The 22,066-nt window shown below is 72.3% G+C and carries 17 protein-coding genes and 1 riboswitch; of the genes, 13 read left to right on the forward strand and 4 right to left on the reverse strand.

The features are described from left to right. Positions 1 to 86: 86 nt before the first annotated feature. Entirely contained in the window at positions 87 to 1,256 is a 1,170-nt protein-coding gene (locus IEY78_RS04740) for a citrate synthase/methylcitrate synthase (RefSeq protein ID WP_189096290.1), read from the forward strand. 111 nt (positions 1,257 to 1,367) lie between these two features. After that, a complete protein-coding gene (locus IEY78_RS04745) occupies positions 1,368 to 2,468 on the forward strand; it encodes a CobW family GTP-binding protein (protein WP_189096291.1) in 1,101 nt (366 codons plus the stop codon). A 62-nt stretch (positions 2,469 to 2,530) separates the two neighbouring features. Here the strand turns inward: IEY78_RS04745 and IEY78_RS04750 are convergent, their stop codons facing one another. Next, complete coding sequence (locus tag IEY78_RS04750; RefSeq protein ID WP_189096292.1) at positions 2,531 to 4,978, reverse strand: DNA gyrase/topoisomerase IV subunit A; 2,448 nt, start codon at positions 4,976 to 4,978, stop codon at positions 2,531 to 2,533. Between the two features lie 287 nt (positions 4,979 to 5,265). Between IEY78_RS04750 and IEY78_RS04755 the strand changes: the two genes are divergently transcribed. From IEY78_RS04755 to IEY78_RS04770, 4 genes are all read left to right on the forward strand, one after another. Continuing rightward, positions 5,266 to 6,606: a M16 family metallopeptidase gene (locus tag IEY78_RS04755; protein ID WP_189096542.1), complete on the forward strand. Its 1,341-nt coding sequence runs from the start codon at positions 5,266 to 5,268 to the stop codon at positions 6,604 to 6,606. A gap of 38 nt (positions 6,607 to 6,644) precedes the next feature. Then, a complete protein-coding gene (locus IEY78_RS04760) occupies positions 6,645 to 8,027 on the forward strand; it encodes a M16 family metallopeptidase (RefSeq protein ID WP_189096543.1) in 1,383 nt (460 codons plus the stop codon). A 213-nt stretch (positions 8,028 to 8,240) separates the two neighbouring features. Continuing rightward, positions 8,241 to 8,397, forward strand: a riboswitch (cyclic di-AMP (ydaO/yuaA leader). Between the two features lie 12 nt (positions 8,398 to 8,409). Continuing rightward, a complete protein-coding gene (locus IEY78_RS04765; RefSeq protein ID WP_189096293.1) occupies positions 8,410 to 9,189 on the forward strand; it encodes a M23 family metallopeptidase in 780 nt (259 codons plus the stop codon). A gap of 286 nt (positions 9,190 to 9,475) precedes the next feature. Beyond that, positions 9,476 to 10,165 carry a GntR family transcriptional regulator gene (locus IEY78_RS04770; protein WP_189096294.1) on the forward strand — a complete coding sequence of 230 codons (690 nt, stop codon included), beginning with the start codon at positions 9,476 to 9,478 and terminating at the stop codon, positions 10,163 to 10,165. A gap of 394 nt (positions 10,166 to 10,559) precedes the next feature. Here IEY78_RS04770 and IEY78_RS04775 read toward each other — a convergent pair whose 3' ends face one another. Beyond that, positions 10,560 to 10,841, reverse strand: coding sequence for an HPr family phosphocarrier protein (locus IEY78_RS04775; protein ID WP_189096295.1), 282 nt, complete (start codon positions 10,839 to 10,841; stop codon positions 10,560 to 10,562). 215 nt (positions 10,842 to 11,056) lie between these two features. Between IEY78_RS04775 and IEY78_RS04780 the strand changes: the two genes are divergently transcribed. The 5 genes from IEY78_RS04780 (at position 11,057) to IEY78_RS04800 (ending at position 17,327) form a co-directional block, all read left to right on the forward strand. After that, positions 11,057 to 14,062, forward strand: coding sequence for a bifunctional acetate--CoA ligase family protein/GNAT family N-acetyltransferase (locus tag IEY78_RS04780; RefSeq protein ID WP_189096296.1), 3,006 nt, complete (start codon positions 11,057 to 11,059; stop codon positions 14,060 to 14,062). 38 nt (positions 14,063 to 14,100) lie between these two features. After that, on the forward strand, positions 14,101 to 14,691 hold the full coding sequence (locus tag IEY78_RS04785) for a DUF5998 family protein (RefSeq protein WP_159743002.1): 591 nt from the start codon (positions 14,101 to 14,103) through the stop codon (positions 14,689 to 14,691). Next, on the forward strand, positions 14,691 to 15,881 hold the full coding sequence (locus tag IEY78_RS04790) for an alkaline phosphatase family protein (RefSeq protein WP_189096297.1): 1,191 nt from the start codon (positions 14,691 to 14,693) through the stop codon (positions 15,879 to 15,881). Before IEY78_RS04785 ends, IEY78_RS04790 begins: the two co-directional genes overlap by 1 nt. Before the next feature lie 59 nt (positions 15,882 to 15,940). Beyond that, positions 15,941 to 16,606, forward strand: a complete 666-nt coding sequence (locus IEY78_RS04795) for a thymidine kinase (RefSeq protein WP_189096298.1) — start codon at positions 15,941 to 15,943, stop codon at positions 16,604 to 16,606. A gap of 172 nt (positions 16,607 to 16,778) precedes the next feature. Then, positions 16,779 to 17,327, forward strand: coding sequence for a GNAT family N-acetyltransferase (locus tag IEY78_RS04800; RefSeq protein WP_189096299.1), 549 nt, complete (start codon positions 16,779 to 16,781; stop codon positions 17,325 to 17,327). Between the two features lie 29 nt (positions 17,328 to 17,356). On the opposite strand, the gene IEY78_RS04805 is transcribed toward IEY78_RS04800, so the two are convergent. Continuing rightward, positions 17,357 to 18,133 carry a VOC family protein gene (locus IEY78_RS04805; protein WP_189096300.1) on the reverse strand — a complete coding sequence of 259 codons (777 nt, stop codon included), beginning with the start codon at positions 18,131 to 18,133 and terminating at the stop codon, positions 17,357 to 17,359. A 251-nt stretch (positions 18,134 to 18,384) separates the two neighbouring features. Between IEY78_RS04805 and IEY78_RS04810 the strand changes: the two genes are divergently transcribed. Further along, the gene (locus tag IEY78_RS04810; protein WP_189096301.1) at positions 18,385 to 19,224 is read left to right on the forward strand and encodes a sulfurtransferase; all 840 of its coding nucleotides are present in this window, start codon (positions 18,385 to 18,387) and stop codon (positions 19,222 to 19,224) included. A gap of 82 nt (positions 19,225 to 19,306) precedes the next feature. Here the strand turns inward: IEY78_RS04810 and sepH are convergent, their stop codons facing one another. Then, a complete protein-coding gene (sepH, locus tag IEY78_RS04815; RefSeq protein WP_189096302.1) occupies positions 19,307 to 20,368 on the reverse strand; it encodes a septation protein SepH in 1,062 nt (353 codons plus the stop codon). Between the two features lie 497 nt (positions 20,369 to 20,865). Between sepH and IEY78_RS04820 the strand changes: the two genes are divergently transcribed. After that, the gene (locus tag IEY78_RS04820; protein WP_189096303.1) at positions 20,866 to 22,035 is read left to right on the forward strand and encodes a hypothetical protein; all 1,170 of its coding nucleotides are present in this window, start codon (positions 20,866 to 20,868) and stop codon (positions 22,033 to 22,035) included. Positions 22,036 to 22,066 lie beyond the last annotated feature (31 nt).

A 22,066-nucleotide genomic window follows, 5' to 3' on the forward strand; every position in this document is an offset into this window, starting at 1 on the left:
ATTGATGGAATCAATATTGACAAGTATTGAGTCAAGGATGGACAGTCGAATCAATTATTCGGGTGAGGAAGAGTAGGAGATCAGCCATGCCGATCGCTGAGGTGAACGCACCGGTTGACGCGCCGCGCGGACTTGCGGGCGTCATCGTCACCGAGACCCAATTGGGTGACGTCCGGGGCACGGAGGGCTTTTATCACTACCGTCAGTACTCAGCCGTCGAGCTGGCCTCAGCCCGCAGCTTCGAGGACGTGTGGCACTTGATGTTCCACGGCGAGCTGCCCGATGCGGCGCAGCTGGCCGCCTTCAGGGCCGAGACCGCCGCACTGCGTGCCGTACCCGCGGCCGTATGCGACGCGCTGCCCGCCCTCGCCCGTGCCGGTGCGCGCTCCGGCCCGCTCGCCGGTTTGCGCACCGCGTTGTCGCTGCTCGGCGCGACGGCCGGCTTCCGGCCCCTGTACGACATGGACGCCGACCATCGCCGCACCGACGCCCTCGCCGCATGCGCCGCAGTACCGACGCTGATCACCGCGCTGCACCGGCTGGGCCGGGGCCTGCAGCCTGTCGAGCCGCGTGCGGACCTCGGCCACGCGGCCAACTACCTGTACATGCTCACCGGCGAAGAGCCGGACCCGGAGCGTGTCCGGGCGATAGAGGCGTATCTGATCTCCACCATCGACCACGGATTCAACGCCTCGACCTTCACCGCACGCGTCATCGCCTCCACCGGCGCCGACCTCGCGGCCTGTCTCGTGGGCGCCGTCGGCGCACTCTCCGGCCCGTTGCACGGCGGCGCGCCCAGTCGCGCACTGGACATGCTCGATGCGATCGGCACCCCCGACCGCATCGATTCCTGGGTCCGCGACAGCATCCTGCGCGGCGACCGGATCATGGGGTTCGGGCACTCCGTCTACCGCACCGAGGACCCGCGTTCGAGGATGCTGCGAGGGGTCGCCGAACGGTTCGGAGGGCAGCTGGTGGACTTCGCCGTCCAGGTGGAGGCGAGGGTCGAAGCACTGCTGGCCGAGCTCAAGCCCGGTCGTGAGCTGCATACGAACGTGGAGCTCTACGCGGGTGTCGTCATGGAGCTGTGCGGGCTGCCGAGGGAGATGTTCACGCCCACCTTCTGCGCGGCCCGTGTGGTCGGCTGGAGTGCCAACATCCTGGAGCAGGCCGAGGACTCGAAGATCATCCGTCCGGCGGCCCGGTACGTGGGTCCGCCCCCGCCGCAGCCGCTGCCGGTCGCCGTGCCCCGCTAGCGAGCGGTGCGGGGGCCGAGCCGGGCCCCCGCAGCCGGCCGTCCGTTACGATCGACAGCTCGTCCGCCGCCGGTCCGCGCGGCCCGCCACCCGCACCATGGAGGCGCCCCCTTGGCCACGCAACAGATCCCGGTCGTCGTGCTCGCGGGCTTCCTCGGATCGGGCAAGACCACCCTCCTCAACCATCTGCTCGGCAACGGTGACGGCACCCGCATCGGCGCGATCGTCAATGACTTCGGCAGCATCGAGATCGACGCCATGACCGTCGCCGGGCAGGTGGACTCGATGGTCTCGCTCGGCAACGGCTGCCTGTGCTGCGCCGTGGACACCAGCGAACTGGACACCTACCTGGAGCGGCTCGCCCGCCCCGCCGCCCGCATCGATGTGATCGTCATCGAGGCCAGCGGCCTGGCCGAGCCGCAGGAACTCATCCGGATGATCCTCGCCAGCGAGAACGACCGGATCGTCTACGGCGGGCTGATCGAGGTCGTCGATGCCGCCGAATTCGATGACACCAGGGTCCGCCACCCCGAACTGGACCGGCATGTGGGCATCGCCGACATCGTGGTGCTCAACAAGGCCGACCGCATCGGCGACGCGGCGCGACAGGAGCTCGTCGCCACCCTCGCGGACCTCGCTCCCGGCCGGCCGGTGATCTGCACGGCGTACGGCCGGGTCGATCCCGAGCTGTTCTTCGACCGCGGAGCGGGGGAGGGCGACGACCCGTCCGTACGGCAGCTGTCGTTCGAGGACCTGCTGCGCGAGGCCGCGGCGGGCGAGGACGATGACCACCACTGCGACGGCCACTGCGCTCACCCCGGCCACGCCCATGAGGGAGGCCATCTCCACGCCGCCTACCAGAGCGTGGAGTTCACCTCCGCCGAGCCGATGCACCCGCGCCGGCTCATGGACTTCCTCGACAGCCGCCCGGCCGGTCTCTACCGCATCAAGGGGTTCGTCCACTTCGACGTCCCGGAGAACCGCCAGCGGTTCACGCTGCACGCCGTCGGTGACTTCCTGCGCTTCTACCCGGAGCCGTGGCCGAGGGGCGAGGAGCGGTGCACCCAGCTCGTCATGATCGGCAGCGGCATCGACGCGTCCGCCCTGCGCAAGGAGCTGGAGAACTGCCGGGACAGCAGCCCGTCGGAGGCCGGCGCCCACAGCATGTGGGGCGTGCTGCGGTACGTGGCCGCGCGCGAGGAGGACTGGTGACGCCGCCGGGCCGGTGAGCCACCGGCCCGACCGCGTCCATTCGTCCCTCGGACCGCTGCCGCCTACACCGGCCCGGCCAGCGCCGCCACCGGCTTCGTCAGCGGCACGCCCGAGCCGTCCCGCCGCGGATCCACCTCGGGCAGCTCCACTGGCGACCCCTTGGCGTCCGCGGCCCGCACCGGAGCCGGCCCCGCCCACGCCAGGGTCAGACAGTCCTCGCCCTTCAGGAACCGCTGGCAGCGCACCCCGCCGGTCGCGCGCCCCTTGCGCGGATACTGGTCGAACGGGGTGAGCTTGGCCGTCGCCACCGAGTCGTCCAGCGTGCCGTGCGAGCCGGCGACCGTGAACACCATGGCGTCGGCGGCCGGATCGATCGCGGAGAACGAGAGCACCTTCGCGCCCTCGGCCAGCTTGATGCCCGTCATCCCGCCCGCCGGCCGGCCCTGCGGCCGTACCTGCGCGGCCGGATAGCGCAGCAGTTGCGCCTCGTTGGTGAGGAAGACCAGGTCCTCCTCACCGGTGCGCAGCTCGGCCGCGCCCACGATGCGGTCGCCCTCCTTGAGGGTGATGACCTCCAACTCCTCCTTGTGGGAGGGGTAGTCGGGCACCACCCGCTTGACCACGCCCTGCTCCGTGCCGAGCGCCAGGCCCGGTGAGGACTCGTCCAGCGTGGTCAGGCAGATCAGCTGCTCGCCGTCCTCCAGCGTCAGGAACTCCGAGAGCTGCGCACCGCCGGAGAGACTGGGCGCGGACGCCGTCTCCGGGAGCTGCGGCAGATCGATCACCGAGAGCCGCAGCAGCCGGCCCAGGGACGTCACCGCGCCCACCTCGCCGCGGGTCGTCGCCGGCACCGCCGAGACGATCACGTCGTGCTTGACGCGCCGGGCGTCGGTGTCGAAGGGCACCTCTCCGGTGACCGTACGGGCGAGCAGGCCCGTCGAGGACAGCAGCACCCGGCACGGGTCGTCGGAGACCTCCAGCGGCACCGCGCCGACCGTGGTGCCCGAGGACTCCAGCAGGACCGTGCGCCGGTCCGTGCCGTACTTCTTCGCCACCGCGGCCAGCTCACCGGACACGAGCTTGCGCAGCTCCGCGTCCGAGTCCAGGATCTGCGTCAGCTTCTCGATCTCGTCCTTCAGGCGGTCCCGCTCCGACTCCAGCTCGATCCGGTCGAACTTGGTCAGCCGGCGCAGCGGGGTGTCGAGGATGTACTGGGTCTGGATGTCGCTCAGCGAGAACCGCTCGATCAGCCGCTCCTTGGCCTGCGCGCTGTTCTCGCTGGAGCGGATCAGGCGGATCACCTCGTCGATGTCCACCAGGGCCGTCAGCAGGCCCTCGACCAGGTGAAGACGGTCGCGTCGCTTGCCGCGCCGGAACTCGCTGCGCCGGCGCACCACGGTGAAGCGGTGGTCGACATAGACCTCCAGCAGCTCCTTGAGGCCCAGCGTCAGCGGCTGGCCGTCCACCAGCGCGACGTTGTTGATGCCGAAGGACTCCTCCATCGGCGTGAGCTTGTAGAGCTGCTCCAATACGGCCTCGGGGTTGAAGCCGTTCTTGACCTCGATCACCAGCCGCAGGCCGTGTTCGCGGTCGGTCAGGTCCTTGACGTCGGCGATGCCCTGCAGCTTCTTCGAGCCGACCAGGTCCTTGATCTTGGAGATGACCTTCTCGGGGCCGACCGTGAACGGGAGTTCGGTGACGACCAGGCCCTTGCGGCGGGCGGTGACGCTCTCGACGGTGACCGTGGCGCGGATCTTGAAGGTGCCGCGGCCCTTCTCGTACGCGTCCCGTACACCGTCGAGCCCCACGATCCGGCCGCCCGTCGGCAGGTCGGGACCCGGCACGAACCGCATCAGGGTGTCGAGATCGGCGTTCGGATGCTTGATCAGATGCCGGGCCGCGGCGATGACCTCGCCCAGGTTGTGCGGCGGCATGTTCGTCGCCATGCCCACCGCGATGCCGGACGTGCCGTTGACGAGGAGGTTGGGGTACGCGGCCGGGAGGGCGACCGGCTCCCGCTCCTGGCCGTCGTAGTTCGGCGCGAAGTCGACGGTGTCCTCGTCGATGGACTCCGTCATCAGGGACGTCGCGGACGCCATCTTGCACTCGGTGTACCGCATCGCGGCGGGCGGGTCGTCATTGCCCAGCGAGCCGAAGTTGCCGTGGCCGTCCACCAGCGGGAGCCGCATCGAGAACGGCTGCGCCATGCGCACCAGGGCGTCGTAGATGGACGCGTCACCGTGCGGGTGGAGCTTACCCATCACCTCGCCGACGACGCGGGCGCACTTGACGTAGCCGCGCTCGGGCCGCAGGCCCATCTCGTTCATCTGGTACAGGATGCGGCGGTGCACGGGCTTGAGACCGTCGCGGGCGTCCGGCAGGGCGCGCGAGTAGATGACCGAATACGCGTACTCGAGGAAGGAACCCTGCATCTCGTCGACGACGTCGATGTCGAGGATCCTCTCCTCGAAGTCGTCCGGCGGCGGGGTCTTCGTGCTGCGGCGGGCCATCGCGGCTGCGGCTCCTTCTGCTGCGTCTACTGCCGATAACGGAAAGCGTCGGTCAACCCGTCGGGTCAACCGGGCGGGGGCTCAGCCCGCGCATATCTCAGAGTCTGACGCCGACCATTGTGGACCGCCCCACCGACAACGCCGACCGCGACTCCCCCTTCGGCCCCGTGGAAGCCGCACGCGGCGTACGTACAGGGCCGGTCGCCCGGGAACTTCGCCAGATGCCGACGCGCTTGCATACAGTGACAGAACTTCCTCGCAAGCGGATCGAAGGGACGTACATGCCCATGGGTCACACGGCCACAGAACAAGCCGGGTCCGGCGGCCTGACAGCGACCGAGCACCGGCTGGCCAACGGCCTGCGCGTGGTGCTCTCCGAAGACCACCTGACGCCGGTCGCAGCGGTCTGCCTGTGGTACGACGTCGGCTCCCGCCACGAGGTCAAGGGCCGTACGGGCCTCGCTCACCTCTTCGAGCACCTGATGTTCCAGGGCTCCGCGCAGGTGTCGGGCAACGGCCACTTCGAGCTGGTGCAGGGCGCCGGCGGTTCGCTCAACGGCACCACCAGCTTCGAGCGCACCAACTACTTCGAGACCATGCCCGCCCATGAGCTGGAGCTCGCGCTCTGGCTGGAGGCGGACCGGATGGGCTCGCTGCTGACCGCGCTCGACGACGAGTGTCTGGAGAACCAGCGCGACGTCGTCAAGAACGAACGCCGCCAGCGCTACGACAACGTCCCCTACGGCACGGCCTTCGAGAAGCTGACGGCCATGGCGTACCCGGAGGGGCACCCGTACCACCACACGCCCATCGGGTCGATGGCCGATCTCGACGCGGCCTCACTGGAGGACGCCCGGGCGTTCTTCCGCACGTATTACGCACCCAACAACGCCGTGCTGTCGGTCGTCGGTGACATCGACCCCGAGCAGACGCTGGCCTGGGTGGAGAAGTACTTCGGCTCGATTCCCTCGCACGACGGCAAGCAGCCGCCGCGCGACGGCACGCTGCCCGACGTCATCGGCGGCCAGCTGCGGGAGGTCGTCGAGGAGGACGTGCCCTCCCGCGCCCTGATGGCGGCCTACCGGCTGCCGCACGACGGCACCCGTGAGGCGGACGCCGCGGATCTCGCGCTGACCGTATTGGGCGGCGGAGAGTCCTCCCGTCTGTACAACCGGCTGGTGCGCCGCGACCGCAGTGCGGTGGCCGCCGGCTTCGGTCTGCTGCGGCTGGCCGGAGCGCCCTCGCTGGGCTGGCTGGACGTGAAGACGTCCGGCGGGGTGGAGGTCCCCGGCATCGAGCGCGCGGTCGACGAGGAGCTGGCCCGCTTCGCCGCCGAGGGGCCGACCCCGGAGGAGATGGAACGCGCGCAGGCCCAGCTGGAGAGGGAATGGCTGGACCGGCTCGCCACGGTCAGCGGCCGCGCCGACGAACTGTGCCGCTTCGCCGTCCTGTTCGGCGACCCGCAGCTCGCGCTGAGCGCCGTGCGGCGCGTCCTGGACATCACCCCCGAGGAGGTGCAGGCGGTCGCCAAGGCCCGGCTGCGCCCCGACAACCGCGCGGTGCTGGTCTACGAGCCGACCGAGTCGAACGACGCCGCCGACACCGAGGAAGGGCAGGCGGACCAGTGAGCGACGCCACCACCCACGCCGACACCCCTGTGAGCACGATGGACTTCCACCCGCAGCCCCGGGGCGGCGCGCCCAAGCCGTGGGCCTTCCCGGCGCCGGACCGCGGCCAACTGCCCAACGGCCTCACCCTCCTGACCAGCCACCGCCCCGGCCAGCAGGTCGTCGCCGTCGAGATCAACCTCGTCGCGCCCCTGGACGCCGAGCCCGAGGGCCTGGACGGCGTCGCCACGATCATGGCGCGGGCGCTGTCCGAGGGCACCGACAAGCACGACGCGGAGGAGTTCGCCGCCGAGCTGGAGCGCTGCGGCGCCACCCTGGACGCGCACGCCGACCACCCCGGCGTACGGGTCTCCCTCGAGGTCCCGGCCTCCCGGTTGCACCGCGCGCTCGGCCTGCTCGCCGACGCGCTGCGCGCCCCCGCCTTCCCGGAGAGCGAGGTCGAGCGGCTGGTCCGCAACCGCCTCGACGAGATCCCGCACGAGCTCGCCAACCCGGCCCGGCGCGCCGCGATGGCCCTGTCCAAGGAGCTGTTCCCGGCCACGGCCCGGATGTCGCGTCCGCGCCAGGGCACCGAGGAGACCGTCGCCCGCATCGACGCCGCGGCCGTCCGCGGCTTCTACGACACCCATGTGCGGCCCGCCACGGCCACCGCCGTCATCGTCGGCGACTTCACCGGCGTCGACCTGGAAGCGGCGCTGGCCGACACCCTCGGGGCCTGGAGCGGCTCGACGGCCGAGCCGCTGAAGGCCTCGCCGATCACGGCCGACGACACCGGCCGCGTGGTGATCGTCGACCGCCCCGGTGCCGTCCAGACGCAGCTGCTCATCGGCCGGGTCGGCGCCGACCGGCACGACCGGGTGTGGCCCGCGCAGGTCCTCGGCACGTACTGCCTGGGCGGGACCCTCACCTCCCGATTGGACCGTGTGCTGCGCGAGGAGAAGGGCTACACCTACGGCGTGCGCGCCTTCGGCCAGGTCCTGCGCTCCACCGCGCCCGGGTCCCCCGAGGGGGCCACGGGGGCCGCGCTGCTCGCCATCAGCGGCTCGGTGGACACCGCCTCCACGGGCCCGGCGCTCGATGACCTGTGGAAGGTGCTGCGCACCCTCGCGGCGGAGGGGCTGACCGACGACGAGCGGGATGTCGCCGTGCAGAACCTCGTCGGGGTCGCGCCGCTGAAGTACGAGACCGCGGCGGCCGTCGCGGGCACGCTCGCCGACCAGGTGGAGCAGCAGCTGCCGGACGACTTCCAGGCGCAGTTGTACGCCCGCCTCGCGGAGACCGGCACGGTCGAGGCGACCGCGGCGGCGGTCAGCGCGTTCCCCGTGGACCGGCTGGTGACGGTCCTCGTGGGTGACGCCGCGCAGATCGCCGAGCCGGTCAAGGAGCTGGGCATCGGCGAGGTGACCGTCGTCGGCGGCTGACCCCGCCCGCATGACGAAAGGTCATATATCGACAAAGCGGCTCCCGTGGCACCCACTCGCCACGGGAGTCGCTGTATGTCCGTTTTCTTACCGCTGGTTGTCCAGGTTCTTGTGGCATCCCGCACAAAAAACGGCATCTGTTTGCCCAACGAAAGTGGCCCCGTTTAGCGTCGTTCCGGCTGTTCGTCACAAGTCCGCCACAACAGTGGCACCGGACAGTCATCGCCGAATCCCCGTACGGTGCGAGCCAGGGGAGCCGGGGACCCACACGTCCCTTGGGGTGAATCGGACTCCTCTCGCGAGGAGCCCGTAGGAGACCTTCCTGCTCCGAACCCGTCAGCTAACCCGGTAGGCGAGAAGGAGGGAAAGGACAAGCCCGTACATGGCGTTCATCCGTGCCACCGGGAAGCACCGCCGCGCCGACCGTCCTACCCGGACGACCCGCAACGTCGCCGGTATAGCCACCCTCGCGGCGGGCGGTGTGGTCGCCTCGGTGGCCTCGCCGGCGCTGGCCGCGACGGACGTGGCACCCGCCCATGACACCGGTCTGCAGCAGGCCGTCGTGATGGGCGACCAGCTCGCCGGCCATGTCGCGGCCCAGGCCGACGCGCAGCGCGCCGCCGCGGAGTCCGCCGCCGCACAGGCGAAGGCCGAGGCCGTCGCGAAGAAGCAGGCCGACGAGGCCAAGCGGCGTGCCGAGGCCGCGCACAAGGCCAAGGTGCGCGCCGCCCGCGATGCCGAGCGCAAGCGGCTGAACACCTTCATCGCGCCGGTCGCCGACTCCTACGTGTCCACCGGCTACAAGGCCTCCAGCAGCCTGTGGTCCTCGGGCAGCCACACCGGCATCGACTTCCACGCCGCCTCGGGCACCAGCGTTCACGCCGTCGGCGAGGGCACCGTCGTCGAGGCGGACTGGGGCGGCTCGTACGGCAACAACATCGTGATCAAGATGAACGACGGCACGTACACCCAGTACGGTCACCTGTCGTCGTTCGCCGTCTCGGTCGGCCAGAAGGTCACCCGCGGACAGCAGATCGCCCTCTCCGGCGCCACCGGCAATGTCACCGGCCCGCACCTGCACTTCGAGGCCCGCACCGGCCCCGACTACGGCTCGGACATCGACCCGATCAGCTACCTGCGCGCGCACGGCGTCAACGTCTGATCCGCCGCTCGCCCGTCCCCACGCCCGGGAGGGGTGCTGAGCACCGCGTCCTCCCGAAGCCCCGGTCCCGCGACCGGGGCTTCGGCGTATACGGCAGGACATTCCGGCGGCACCAACGCGGTACGCGGTGCACGCGCCGGAGGTGGAGCCCGCGTTCCCACGACTTCCGGCCAAAAATTTCCCTGAATATTCGGAGCCCATCGGAAAAGCCGTGCCGGTCCAATAGAGTCACGGAAAAGACGCCGACCGGCGGCGTTTCCAGGGGATTACGGCGGAGGCTCGGAAGATGCGAGGCCATATTTCCGCGCATGCGGTGTGCACGGCGATTCGCGACGACATTGTCTCCGGTGCGCTGGCGCCGGGGAGCCGGCTGATCGAGGAGATCCTCGCGGCGCGTTACGGGGTGTCCAGGGTGCCGGTCCGCGAGGCGCTGCGCACCCTGCAGTCCGAGGGCTTCGTCACCACCCGCCACCACGCCGGGGCCTGCGTCGCCGAGCCCACCGCGCAGGAAGCGGCCGATCTCCTGGACGTCCGTGCCCTGTTGGAGCCGCTGGGCGCCGCCCGCGCGGCCGCCCGCCGCAGCCCGGCCCACCTCAAGGTGCTCCGCGGCCTGGTGCGGCTGGGCCGCGAGCGGGCCCGGCACGGCGATCCGGGGGATCTGCGGCAGCTGGACGACTGGTTCCACGAGACGCTGGCCCAGGCGGTCGGCAGTCCCAGCCTGACGGCGCTGCTGACCCAGCTGCGGCGCAAGATCGAGTGGATGTACGCCGTGGAGCCGCCGGCGCGCACCGCCGAGGCGTGGGACGAGCACGGTGCCGTGCTGGACGCGGTGGCCCGGGGGGACGCGGAGCGGGCCCGCGCCCTGATGGCGGCGCATGTCGAGCACTCGCTCCCGGCGTACCGGCTGCGACGCCCGCTCAAGACCGGAGTGAGGGATACGAAACCGCCCGTCAACACGGTGCGCGTCCGCCCTTAACAACCGTCCCGTAGAAAAGAGGTCCCGCACACGAAGAAATGCGGGACACAGAGAATGGGCTTCGGTGAGCAGGAGTGTGATCCGTCCGCTGTAAATCAGCCCGATATTCGGATGTCATTCTGTCGTGCCGCGAAGGGTGAATGTTGGGCGCTGCATGATGCACGCTTTGCGCGGCTGGAACGCACGTCATCTCTGACTGGGTGCGCTATTTCTCGCCGCCGGATTTCCAGGCGGACGGGAAATTCCCGTGCACCGCGCGACAAAAGCCCGCGCGGCAACCGCGCACACCGTGGCCCCGCCCCGGACTCAGGGAGCAGCGAGAACGGCCCCGTCGCGGCAACCGGTCATAGGTCGCCGCGACGGGGCCGCCGCGTACAGCAGAGAGCCGGTGGGCTCAGACGGTCTCGGGGAGTTCGTCGAGGCCCTCGGCGACGAGCTTGGCCAGGCGGTCGAGCGCGGCCTCGGCGCCCTCGGCGTCGGAGGCCAGCACGATCTCCTCGCCGCCCTGGGCGCCGAGGCCCAGGACCGCGAGCATGGAAGCGGCGTTCACGGGGTTGCCATCGGCCTTGGCGATCGTTATCGGGACGCCGGAGGCGGTGGCGGCACGGACGAAGATCGACGCGGGGCGGGCGTGCAGGCCCTCGGCCCAACCGACATTGACGCGGCGCTCTGCCATGGTGTTGCCCTTCAAAGTCGTGACTGTTGTCTAGACCAGTCTCTCACGCTGCCGGACCTGCTCCAGCGGACGCGCCAGCTGGCCCGCGCCACCCCTGTCCCAAGGGAGGCCCGGCCGACCAGGCCCGCCGCACGGTCCACAGCATCACCGGCCGCCCTGCACCCGAGCGTACGCGCGCCGGGCCCGCTGTCGGTGCCCGGTCGTACGCTGTCCGCATGCAGAAACCGCAGGACCACGCGTACCCGACCCACTGGGAAGCAGACGTGGTGCTGCGTGACGGCGGGACGGCGCGGATCCGCCCCATCACCCCCAACGACGCCGAGCGGCTGGTCTCGTTCTACGAACAGGTCTCGGACGAGTCGAAGTACTACCGCTTCTTCGCGCCCTACCCGCGCCTGTCCGACCGCGATGTGCACCGTTTCACCCACCACGATTACGTCGACCGGGTCGGTCTCGCCGCGACGGTCGGCGGCGAGTTCATCGCCACCGTCCGCTACGACCGGATCAACGACCAGGGGCTGCCCGCCAAGGATCCCGAGGACGACCAGGCGGAGGTCGCCTTCCTCGTCCAGGACGCCCACCAGGGCCGCGGCGTCGCCTCCGCCCTCCTGGAGCACATCGCGGCCGTCGCCCGTGAGCGCGGCATCCGCCGGTTCGCCGCCGAGGTGCTTCCGGCGAACTCCAAGATGATCAAGGTGTTCACCGACGCCGGCTACACCCAGAAGCGCACCTTCGAAGACGGCGTGGTCCGGCTGGAGTTCGATCTGGAGCCGACCGAGCAGTCCATGGCCGTGATGCGCGGCCGCGAGCAGCGGGCCGAGGCCCGCTCCGTCCAGCGGCTGCTCACCCCGCGCTCGGTCGCCGTCATCGGCACCGGCCGCGCCACCGGCGGTGTCGGCCGCACCGCCCTGCGCAGCCTCCTGGACTCCGGCTTCACGGGCCGGGTGCACGCCGTCAACCACGCCTTCCCCGACGGGATGCGGCGGCTGGACCCCGAAGGCGTGCCGGCCGTCCGCGCGCTGCGCGAGATCTCCGAGCCGGTCGATCTCGCCGTCGTCGCCGTGCCCGCGGACCGCGTGCCCGACGTCGTCCGCGACTGCGGCGAACACGGCGTCCAAGGGGTGCTGATCCTGTCCTCCGGTTATGCCGAGGCGGGCCCGGACGGCAGGGAGCGGCAGCGCGCCCTGCTCGGCCAGGCCCGCTCGTACGGCATGCGGCTCATAGGGCCCAACGCCTTCGGCCTGATCAACACCGCCCCCGGTGTCCGGCTGAACGCCTCCCTCGCGCCCCGGATGCCCGGTGCCGGCCACATCGGCCTGTTCACCCAATCCGGTGCCATCGGTATCGCCCTGCTCAGCGGACTGCACGCGCGCGGCCCCGGCGACGGCGGCATCGCCGGCATCTCCGCCTTCGTCTCGGCCGGCAACCGCGCCGACGTCTCCGGGAACGACCTGCTCCAGTACTGGTACGAGGACCCGGACACCGATGTCGTGATCCTGTATCTGGAGTCCATCGGAAACCCCCGCAAGTTCGCCCGGCTCGCCCGCCGCACCGCCGCCGTCAAACCGGTCGTGGTCGCCAAGGGGGCCCGGCACAACGGCACCGCCCCGCCGGGCCACGCCGTGCCCACCGTCCGCGTCCCCGACAGCACCGTCGCCGCCCTGATGCGCCAGGCGGGCGTGATCCGCGTCGACACGGTCACCGAGCTGATCGACGCCGGGCTGCTGCTGGGCTCCCAGCCGCTGCCGGCCGGCTCGCGCATCGCCATCCTGGGCAACTCCGAGTCGCTGGCGCTGCTGGCCTACGACGCCTGCCTGACCGAACGGCTGCGCCCGCAGCGCCCCCATGTCCTCTCCTCGGCCGCGACACCCGACGACTTCCGGGCCGCGCTGGACGAGGCGCTGGCCGGCGATGGCTGCGACGCCGTGGTCGTCACGGCCATCCCCTGGGTGGGGGAGGGGTCCGCGGTCTCCCCGGAGGGCGGTGAGGGCGCCGCGCTCGCCGCCGCCCTGCGTACCGCCGCCGAGGCCCACCCGGAGAAGCCGGTCACCGTCGTCCACCTCGCCATGGACGAACTGGCGGAGACACTCGCGGCCCCGGCACCGGCCCCGGAGCAGACGCAGGAGTCCCGGCCCGACGCCCCTGCCGCCGACCGGGAGGCCCGCCCCGAGGACGCGGCTCCGGCACCCGCCCCGTCGGCCCCGGAGACCCCACCGCCCCCGCGCCACCCGTCGTACCCCGCACGCCCCCTGACCCCTCCGGGACCGCCCCCCGCCCTCACCGCACCGCAGGCCCGCGCCAACGAGGTCACCGCCCCGTCCCCGCGCCGCGCCGCACCCCTGCGCATCCCCGCCTACCCCGCCGCGGAGCGCGCCGTCCGCGCGCTCGCCGAGGCCGTCCGCTATGCCGCGTGGCGCCGGGAGGCCGCCGATCCGGGCCGGGTGCCCGAGTACGACGACATCCAGGAGGCGGCGGCCGGCGCCGACATCGAGCGCCTCCTCGACCGCCTCACCCGCGACGTCCCCACCGGCCGCTCCGTACCCGTGCCGCCCGAGGATGCCGAGGCCCTGCTCGCCCGCTACGGCATCCACACCCGCCCCGTCCTCCCCGCGCCCGACCCGGACACGGCCGTCCGCGCCGCCGCCCGCCTCGGCTACCCGGTGGCCCTCAAGACCACCGCACCCCATCTGCGGCACCGCGCCGACCTCGGCGGCGTGCGCCTCGACCTCGCCGGCGAGCGGGAACTCCGCCGCACCTACGCCGAATTGACCGATTTCCTCGGCTCCCCGGAAGAGCTGCGTCCGGTCGTCCAGTCCATGGTGCCGCGCGGCGTCGACACGGTCATCCGGGCCGCCATCGACCCGGCCGCCGGCGCCGTCCTGTCCTTCGGCCTGGCCGGTGCGCCCTCCCAGCTGCTGGGCGACATCGCTCACCGCCTCATCCCGGCCACCGACCGCGAGGTCGCCGAGCAGATCCGCTCGATCCGCGCCGCCCCGCTGCTCTTCGGCTGGCGCGGGTCCCAGCCCGTGGACACCGCCGCGCTGGCCGAGCTGCTGCTGCGGGTCTCCCGGCTGGTCGACGACCACCCCGAGGTCGTCGGCGTGGACCTCGAACCGGTGGTCGTCGCCGCCCACGGACTCTCCGTTCTGGGCGCCTCCGTCCGCCTGGCCAGGCCCCCTGCCACCACTGACCTCGGCCCCCGCCGGCTGCCCGTCTACTGAGGCTCTCGCGCCCCGGTACGCCCCGTAAGATGGACCCCATGGCTAAGACCGGTACGACGACACAGGGACTGCGTGCGGCGATCGAGCGCAGTGGCTATTACCCGACGCTCGTGGCCGAGGCGGTGCAGGCCGCGGTCGGTGGTGAGCCGGTGGTGTCGTACCTCGTCCACCAGGAGACGACCTTCGACGCCAACGAGGTCCGCCGGCATGTCACGGTCCTCGTCCTGACCGGCACCCGCTTCATCGTCAGCCACACCGACGAGCAGGCCGCCGACGCCACCTCCCCGTCGCCGTACGCGACCACCTCCACCGAGTCCGTCAAGCTCGGCCGGATCTCGTCCGTGGTGCTCAGCCGCGTGGTCGCCAACCCCGAGTCGTACACCCCCGGCCAGCTGCCCCGCGAGGTCGTGCTGACCATCGGCTGGGGCGCGGTCGCCCGCCTGGACCTGGAGCCCGCCGCCTGCGGCGACCCCAACTGCGAGGCGGACCACGGCTACACGGGCTCCTCCACCGCCGACGACCTCTCGCTGCGGGTCAGCGAGGCCGGTGACGGCCCGGACTCGGTGCGCGAGACGCTCACCTTCGCCCAGGCGCTCTCCGAGGCCACCGCGGCCACCACCGCCCGCTGATGGCCCACACCGTCCCCGCCTGGCCGGAGCCCGAACCGCTCGACCCGCTGGCCGCCCCCGCGCCGCGGTACGGCACCGGCTCGCTCGCCGATCTGCTGCCGGCCGTCGCCGCGGGGCTGGGGATACCCGGCGAGCAGACCTCGCTGGAGCTGGCCCCCGCCGACCGCGCCTGCGTCTTCCTGATCGACGGCCTCGGCTGGGAGCTGCTGCGTGCCCACCCGGAGGAGGCGCCGTTCCTGACCTCCCTCCTGGACACGTCGTGCAACGGCACCGGCCGCCCGCTCACCGCGGGCTTCCCCTCCACCACCGCCACCTCCCTCGCCTCGGTCGGGACCGGCCTGCCGCCGGGCGCCCACGGCCTGCCCGGCTACACCTGCGAGGACCCGGCGACCGGCGCCCTGATGAACCAGCTGCGCTGGTACCCGTGGACCGACCCCCATGTCTGGCAGCCGTACCCGACGGTCTTCCAGCGCGCGGCCGCCGCCGGCATCCACACCTGCCAGGTCTCCGCACCGAACTTCCAGCACACCCCGCTCACCAAGGTCGCGCTCAGCGGCGGCACCTTCCACGGCCGGCTCTCCGGCGAGGAACGGATGGACCTCGCCGCCGAGCAGCTCGCCGCCGGTGACCGCTCGCTGGTCTACACGTACTACTCCGAGGTCGACGGCAAGGGGCACCGCTACGGCGTCAACTCCGATGCCTGGCGCGGCCAGGTGATGTACGTCGACCGGCTCGCCCAGCGGCTGGCCGAGCAGCTCCCGCCGCGCAGCGCCCTGTACGTCACCGCCGACCACGGCATGATCGACATCCCCTTCGACCCGGAGTCCCGCATCGACTTCGACGAGGACTGGGAACTGCGCGCCGGCGTACGCCTGTTGGGTGGCGAGGGCCGCGCCCGGCACGTCTACGCCCATCCGGGCGCGGCCGCCGATGTGCTCGCCGTGTGGCGCGAGGTGGTCGGTGAGCAGATGTGGGTCGCGAGCCGCGACGAGGCCATCGCGGCCGGGTGGTTCGGGCCGACGGTCGACGACCGGGTGCGCGCCCGGATCGGCGATGTCGTGGCGGCTGCCCATGCCGACATGGTGATCATCGCCACCGAACGGGAGCCCCGGGAGTCGGAGATGGTGGGGATGCACGGTTCGATGACCCCGGTGGAGCAGCTGGTGCCCCTCCTGGAAGTCCGTACCTGATCCGCACGCCCCCCACGCACACGTCGCCCCCCACGAGCCCGAAAGGCCCGCAACTTCCCATGCCCGAGCTGGTGTTCTTCTCCGGAACCATGGACTGCGGAAAGAGCACCCTCGCTCTGCAGATCGAGCACAACCGCTCCTCCCGCGGTCTGCAAGGAATGATCTACAGCCGCAACGACCGGGCCGGCCGCGGCAAGCTGTCCTCCCGCCTCGGCCTGGTCACCGAGGCCGTCGAGGCGGCCGATGACCTGGACTTCTACGCCCATCTCATCGGACATCTCTCCTCCGGCGGCCGGGTCGACTACGTCATCGTCGACGAGGCGCAGTTCCTGGCCCCCGAACAGATCGACCAGCTCGCCCGCGTCGTCGACGACCTGGAACTGGACGTCTTCGCCTTCGGCATCACCACCGACTTCCGCAGCAAGCTCTTCCCCGGCTCCCAGCGCCTGGTCGAACTGGCCGACCGGATAGAGGTGTTGCAGGTCGAGGCGCTGTGCTGGTGCGGCGCCCGCGCCACCCACAACGCCCGTACCGTCGACGGCCGGATGGTCGTCGAGGGCGCGCAGGTCGTCGTCGGCGACGTCGTGGGAGACGTGGACAGCCCCCAGGCCGAGGTCGGTTACGAGGTGCTGTGCCGACGCCATCACCGCCGCCGCCAGACCTCGGCCACGGCCCGCGCGGCCGCCCTCTCCCCGGACGTCCTGCCCGTCGACGGCGCGAAGTAGCAACGCCCCGCTTGCTTCCGCGCCTTGCACGCCTCACGCACGGTGGGCGCCCGCGCCTTGCGCGCCTGCGTACGGGACGCCCGCACCGGAGCCCCGGTGGACACTCACCGCTCCGCGGGAAGGGAACCACCGGCCCGGAACCGACCACCCCGCCCGGCGCGTCCCCGCGGGCATGACGCACCCTCCGGTCCTGCTGCGCCCCGCCGTCCCCGCCGATCTCGACGCGCTCGTGGAATTGCACACCCGGGCCCGCACCGCGTACTACCGGGCGGGCGGGCTCCCCGCGGCACGGATCGACACCCCCGACGGGCCGTCCCGGCGACGGGAGGGGTGGGAACGCTCGATCCGCTCGGCCACCAGGACGGTGCGGTGCGCGCTGCGGAACGACACCGTGGTGGGCGTGGTGGCCATGGGCCCGCCGCTCGGCGCCGGGAGCGAGCCGCGCGACCCCGGGACCGAGGCCGAGGCCGTGGGCGAGCTGTACCAGATCCATGTGCTGCCCGGGCAGTGGGGACGGGGCATCGGCGGCCAACTGCACGCGGCCTTCGTACGGTTCCTGCGCGAGGCGGCGCTGGCAGCGGGCCGCGTCGAGGCGTGGGAGCGCAACGAGCGTGCGCGGGCCTTCTACGCGCGGCACGGCTGGCGGCCGGACGGACACCGGCGCCCGGGACCGGCGGGCGCGTGCTACCTCCGGATGTGCCTGGACGTGGCCGCCGCCTGAGCCTCACCGCCCCTGGTGCGGCGAGCGGTTCAGCCCTGCTGGATGATCGTGAAGACCGCGCCCTCGCTGTCGGCGACGGTCGCCAGCCGGCCGTGCGCGGAATCCCGGGCGGCGTGCAGCACCTGCCCGCCCAGTTCGGTGACCCGGCGGGCCGCCGCGTCCGTATGGGGAACGGCGAAATACGTCATCCAGTGGGAGCCCCGGTCGCGGGGCAGGCCGGTGCCCACCCCGTGGACACCGGCCACCGGGCGGCCCTTGAGCCGCAGCGTCAGATGGTCGAGGCCCGCCACGCCCGCCGGCTCCGCCTCGAAGCCGAAAACGTGCTCGTAGAACGGACTGACCGAGCCGGTGTCGCGGGTGACCAGCTCGTTCCACACGGGCGTGCCCGGCTCGCCGGTGTGGGCGGTGCCCATCAGCGTCCTGCCCTGCCAGATACCGAAGATCGCGCCCTGCGGGTCGGAGGCGATCGCCATCCGCCCCGTGTCGTCCTCCGCGTCCAGCGGCCCGACGCCCACCGTCCCCCCGCAGGAACGGATCTGCTCGGCCGTCACATCCGCGTCGTCGCTGGCGAGATAGGTGGTCCAGGAGACCGGGAGGTGGCGGTCGGGTGCCAGCTCACCGACCCCGGCGACCTCCCGGCCGTCGAGGAAGGCTCGGGCGTACGGACCGAAGTGCTGCGGCCCCGGGCGGAACTCCCAGCCGAACAGCGCGCCGTAGAACTCCTGCGTCGCGGACATGCTGTGGGCCAGGAGGCTCACCCAGCAGGGCGCGCCGGACATCCGCCGGGTCGCTGCCTCGGTCGTCATGGTCGCTTTCTCCTCGGACTGTCGGGGGTGCCGACCCTGTGCGGTACGGGCACGGGTCCCGAGCAGATGCTCGCACCCGGTGACCTGGAGTGCGCCCCGGCCGCGCCGTCCACGGCGCGTTCGCGGGGGAGAATGCCCGGATTGAGGCCCCCGGCCCGTTTCGGTGACGTGACAACCCGGCGCGACTGCGTCATACGGAGGGTGGGCTACCGCCTTCTGTACGTAGCTGTTGCTACGCAAGGATGAGTCCCATGAACGTCATCATCACCGCTACCGAACTCGCGAGCGAGCTGGCGCAGCCCGCCGCCCCCGTCCTGCTGGACATCCGCTACCAGCTCGGCGGCCCGCCCGGGCGCCCGGAGTACGAGGCCGGCCACGTGCCCGGCGCGGTCTACGTCGACCTCGACGGCGAGCTGGCCGCACCCCCCGGCCCGGCCGGCCGGCACCCGCTGCCCGACCTGGACGTGTTCGCCCAGGCCATGCGCGCCGCGGGCGTGTGCGCGGACCGCCCTGTGGTCGCCTACGACGGAGGCCAGAGCTGGGCGGCCGCCCGCGCCTGGTGGCTGCTGCGCTGGACCGGCCACCCCGACGTGCGCGTCCTGGACGGCGGCCTGGCCGCCTGGCAGGCCGCCGGGGGCGCCCTGAGCACCGATCAGCCGACGCCGCCCGCCGGTGACTTCACGCCGCTGCCCGGCGCGCTCCCGCTGCTGACGGCGGACGACGCGGCCGCGCTGGCCCGCCGCGGAGTCCTGCTGGACGCCCGCGCCGCCGAGCGCTACCGCGGCGAGGTCGAGCCCATCGACCCGGTCGCCGGCCACATCCCGGGCGCCGTGTCCGCGCCGACGACCGAGAACGTCGCCGAGGGCGGCACCGTCTTCCGCGACGCCGCGGAACTCGCCCGGCGGTTCGCCGCGCTGGGCGCCACGGCGGACACCGAGGTCGGTGTCTACTGCGGCTCCGGGGTCTCCGCCGCCCACCAGGTCCTGGCGCTCGCGGTCGCGGGCGTCCCCGCCGCCCTGTACGTCGGCTCCTGGAGCGAGTGGACGGCCGACCCCGCCCGCCCGGTCGCCACCGGCCCGCAGCCCGGCTGAGCCCCGTCACACGCCCGTCCGCCCGCCCCCTGGAAGCAGGGGACGGGCGGACGGGCAACACCGCTCGGGAAGCGCCGCCGCGCTACTCCGGCTTCTTCCGCCGGGTGCCGAAGACGATCTCGTCCCAGCTGGGCACCGCGGCGCGGCGACCGGGCCGGACGCCGTCCGCCTCGGCCTGCCGGTCCGTGGTCCCGGTCAGCCGGTCGCGGTGGCCGGCCACCGCACGCGGCATCAGCACATCGGCGTACGCGGAACCCGCGCCCGCGCTGGCCGCTGGGGCGGGCGGCTCCTCGACCTCGGCCTCGGACTCCTCGTCGCCCGGCGGCGCCTTCGCGCTCTCCGGCACGATCATGTCGCCGCGGAAGCTCGGCACCGCCTCCAGCAGGCTGGTCAGCGAATCCCGCTCGCGCTCCCGCTCGCCGACGGCCTCCTCGGCGCCCCGCGACTCGTCCTCCTCGCCGCCGGACTGCCCCGCACGCTCGGACGACTGCCGGTCCAGGGTGCGGTCCAGCGGCCGGTCGCGCGGCAGCCGCGCGATCCGCGGGACGAACGGGAAGCTCGGCTCGGGCGTGTCGTCGCTCTCGCCGATCAGCGCCCTGGCCTCGTCGTCCACGGCCTGGACGAGCCGCCTGGGCGGGTCGTACGTCCAGCTCGCCGCGTGCGGTTCGGTGGCGACGCGGTAGACGAGCAGTACCTCCCAGGTGCCGTCGTCGCGGCGCCAGGAGTCCCACTGGACGCTCTCCTTGTCGGCGCCGCGCAGCAGCAGCCGCTCCGCGACCGCCTCACCGAGCTGCGGACCGGTGTTCTCGCCGGGGCGCCGGACCGGTGTCTTACGGGCCCGCTCGGCCATGAAGGCACGCTCGGCGAGCACCGGGCCCTCGAAGCGGCGCACCCGGTCGACGGGGATGCCGGCGAGCTGGGCGACCTCCTCGGCGGAGGCACCGGCTCTTATACGGGCCTGGATGTCCCGCGGCCGCAGATGGCTCTCGACCTCGATCTCGATCTGGCCCAGCCGTGCGCGGTCATTGCGGACGGCGGCGCGCAGCCGTTCGTCGATCGGAAGCGTGTACTCGGTGCTGTCCGCAGCTTTGAGCACCAGCCGTGTGCCGTCGTTGGAGACGGCCACGACACGCAGTTCGGGCATGGGGACCTCCCGGGTGGTGCCTGCCGACGTCACGTGCGTCGCTGCTTCCGCTAGTCGAGTGTGGCCTGCCCGGGTGCAGCCTGCCACAACATTGCCGAGTTGCCCGGCGTGTCGAGGCTTGGCCCTGAAACGCCGTTATGACACGGTTACCTGTTCGCAACGCTCAGTGACCGTGCCGCTTGCCCTGTCGCCGTTCACCCGTGCCGGTCGGCGGCGCCCCGGGGCGAGTGCCGCCTTCACAGCCCCTCCCGTGGGTTCCGGGCAGCCGGACGGGAACCGGGGCCAGGGCTCGCCACAGTACTCCATTCGGACCACTGACGTGGACCGCCGCGCCGCCGAACTTCTGGGCGGGCAACGGAGTTGAGTCGCCTTGTCGATCTCTCTACCTGGCACGTAGGTGGCAAGTTTCACAGATTCCCCAAAATCGGAACTATTGGGTACTCCGAATGGTCACTTCTCCATGCAAGGTGGATCGAAGGGGCTACCAAAGGTCGGAGATGGACGTAGAAACCGAAAGCGACACGAAGAAGAAGGAGAAGCGGATAGACCTGAGCGTGGCTCAGGTGTCCGGCAGCGCGCTCGCCGCGGCTGCCGCGGCGTATCTCGCAGGCCAGCTCGGCGTCTACGGAACCATCATCGGCGCGGGCGTGGTCAGTGTCGTGGCCACCACCGGGGGCTCGATCTTCCAGCATCTGTTCCGGCGTACCGGCGAACAGATCAAGGAAGCATCGGTCATCACCCGGCCGAAGCCGCGCCGCTTCTCCGCCGCCCGCGGTCGATCCGGCACCCCCGACGCACCGCCCCCCGCCTCCACGATGGTGCTGCCGACCTTCGACCGGCAGGGGACGGAGGACGAGGTCACCTCCGTCGCCGCCCGGACGCCCGGGCCCGACGCGGCCCGTACCCAGCTGTTCCCGAGGGCGGACGCGTCCGGAACCCGCGACCCGGAGGGCGCCGACGACGCGACGCGGATGCTGCGCGCCGTCGATTCCTCCTCCCCCGGGGAGCACGCGTCGGACCGGGCCGCTCCGGAGCGGCCGGCCGACCGCACGCAGCTGGTGCCGCGCCTCGACGAGCGGACCGCGATGCTCGGTGCGGCCGCCCGCCGGCCCGTACGGCATCCGGCCGGAGCGCCCGAGACGCTCAGCACCGCGACGTACGGCACCCGGCTGCGCGGCTGGAAGCGGCCGGCGCTCGGTGCGCTGGCCGTCTTCGCGCTCGCCATGGGCACGGTCACCGTCACTGAGATGATCACGGGGCAGACGGCGAACGGCGAGCAGGGCACCTCGCTGGGCAACATCGTCCAGACCGGGGGGTCAGGACGGCATCAGCCCAGTACTCCGCAGTCGCCTGAACCCGGCAACTCCCCGGACGACGGCAAGCGGCACGGCAACAGCGGCGAGCCGTCCCCGGACCCGAGCCCCTCGGACAGCACCGGAACCGGCAAGGACAAGGGCAACAACAGCCCGTCCCCGGACCCGAGCCCCTCCGGCGGCGGCCAGCCCTCGTCCGACCCGGGCACCCCCTCGCCGGCCCCGTCCACGAGCGGTTCCTCCGACGGCGGAGCCACCGGAAAGGGTGACGGCTCGACCGGGGGTGACACCTCGGGGGGCTCGCAGCAGCAGCGGGGGTCCGACGGGCGCGACCCCGCCCCTAAGGCGCCCTGACCCCGGACGGCCCCTTGGGGGCGACGGTCCG

Source organism: Streptomyces kronopolitis (assembly GCF_014646275.1).
GTDB lineage: Bacteria > Actinomycetota > Actinomycetes > Streptomycetales > Streptomycetaceae > Streptomyces > Streptomyces kronopolitis.

What these genes read in the sequence shown, in the direction of transcription:
- IEY78_RS04740 (WP_189096290.1), top strand. Translation starts at nt 87, where the DNA reads ATGCCGATCGCTGAGGTGAACGCACCGGTTGACGCGCCGCGCGGACTT.
- IEY78_RS04750 (WP_189096292.1), bottom strand. Translation starts at nt 4,978, where the DNA reads ATGGCCCGCCGCAGCACGAAGACCCCGCCGCCGGACGACTTCGAGGAG.
- IEY78_RS04755 (WP_189096542.1), top strand. Translation starts at nt 5,266, where the DNA reads ATGGGTCACACGGCCACAGAACAAGCCGGGTCCGGCGGCCTGACAGCG.
- IEY78_RS04760 (WP_189096543.1), top strand. Translation starts at nt 6,645, where the DNA reads ATGGACTTCCACCCGCAGCCCCGGGGCGGCGCGCCCAAGCCGTGGGCC.
- IEY78_RS04765 (WP_189096293.1), top strand. Translation starts at nt 8,410, where the DNA reads ATGGCGTTCATCCGTGCCACCGGGAAGCACCGCCGCGCCGACCGTCCT.
- IEY78_RS04770 (WP_189096294.1), top strand. Translation starts at nt 9,476, where the DNA reads ATGCGAGGCCATATTTCCGCGCATGCGGTGTGCACGGCGATTCGCGAC.
- IEY78_RS04775 (WP_189096295.1), bottom strand. Translation starts at nt 10,841, where the DNA reads ATGGCAGAGCGCCGCGTCAATGTCGGTTGGGCCGAGGGCCTGCACGCC.
- IEY78_RS04780 (WP_189096296.1), top strand. Translation starts at nt 11,057, where the DNA reads ATGCAGAAACCGCAGGACCACGCGTACCCGACCCACTGGGAAGCAGAC.
- IEY78_RS04785 (WP_159743002.1), top strand. Translation starts at nt 14,101, where the DNA reads ATGGCTAAGACCGGTACGACGACACAGGGACTGCGTGCGGCGATCGAG.
- IEY78_RS04790 (WP_189096297.1), top strand. Translation starts at nt 14,691, where the DNA reads ATGGCCCACACCGTCCCCGCCTGGCCGGAGCCCGAACCGCTCGACCCG.
- IEY78_RS04795 (WP_189096298.1), top strand. Translation starts at nt 15,941, where the DNA reads ATGCCCGAGCTGGTGTTCTTCTCCGGAACCATGGACTGCGGAAAGAGC.
- IEY78_RS04800 (WP_189096299.1), top strand. Translation starts at nt 16,779, where the DNA reads ATGACGCACCCTCCGGTCCTGCTGCGCCCCGCCGTCCCCGCCGATCTC.
- IEY78_RS04805 (WP_189096300.1), bottom strand. Translation starts at nt 18,133, where the DNA reads ATGACGACCGAGGCAGCGACCCGGCGGATGTCCGGCGCGCCCTGCTGG.
- IEY78_RS04810 (WP_189096301.1), top strand. Translation starts at nt 18,385, where the DNA reads ATGAACGTCATCATCACCGCTACCGAACTCGCGAGCGAGCTGGCGCAG.
- sepH (WP_189096302.1), bottom strand. Translation starts at nt 20,368, where the DNA reads ATGCCCGAACTGCGTGTCGTGGCCGTCTCCAACGACGGCACACGGCTG.
- IEY78_RS04820 (WP_189096303.1), top strand. Translation starts at nt 20,866, where the DNA reads ATGGACGTAGAAACCGAAAGCGACACGAAGAAGAAGGAGAAGCGGATA.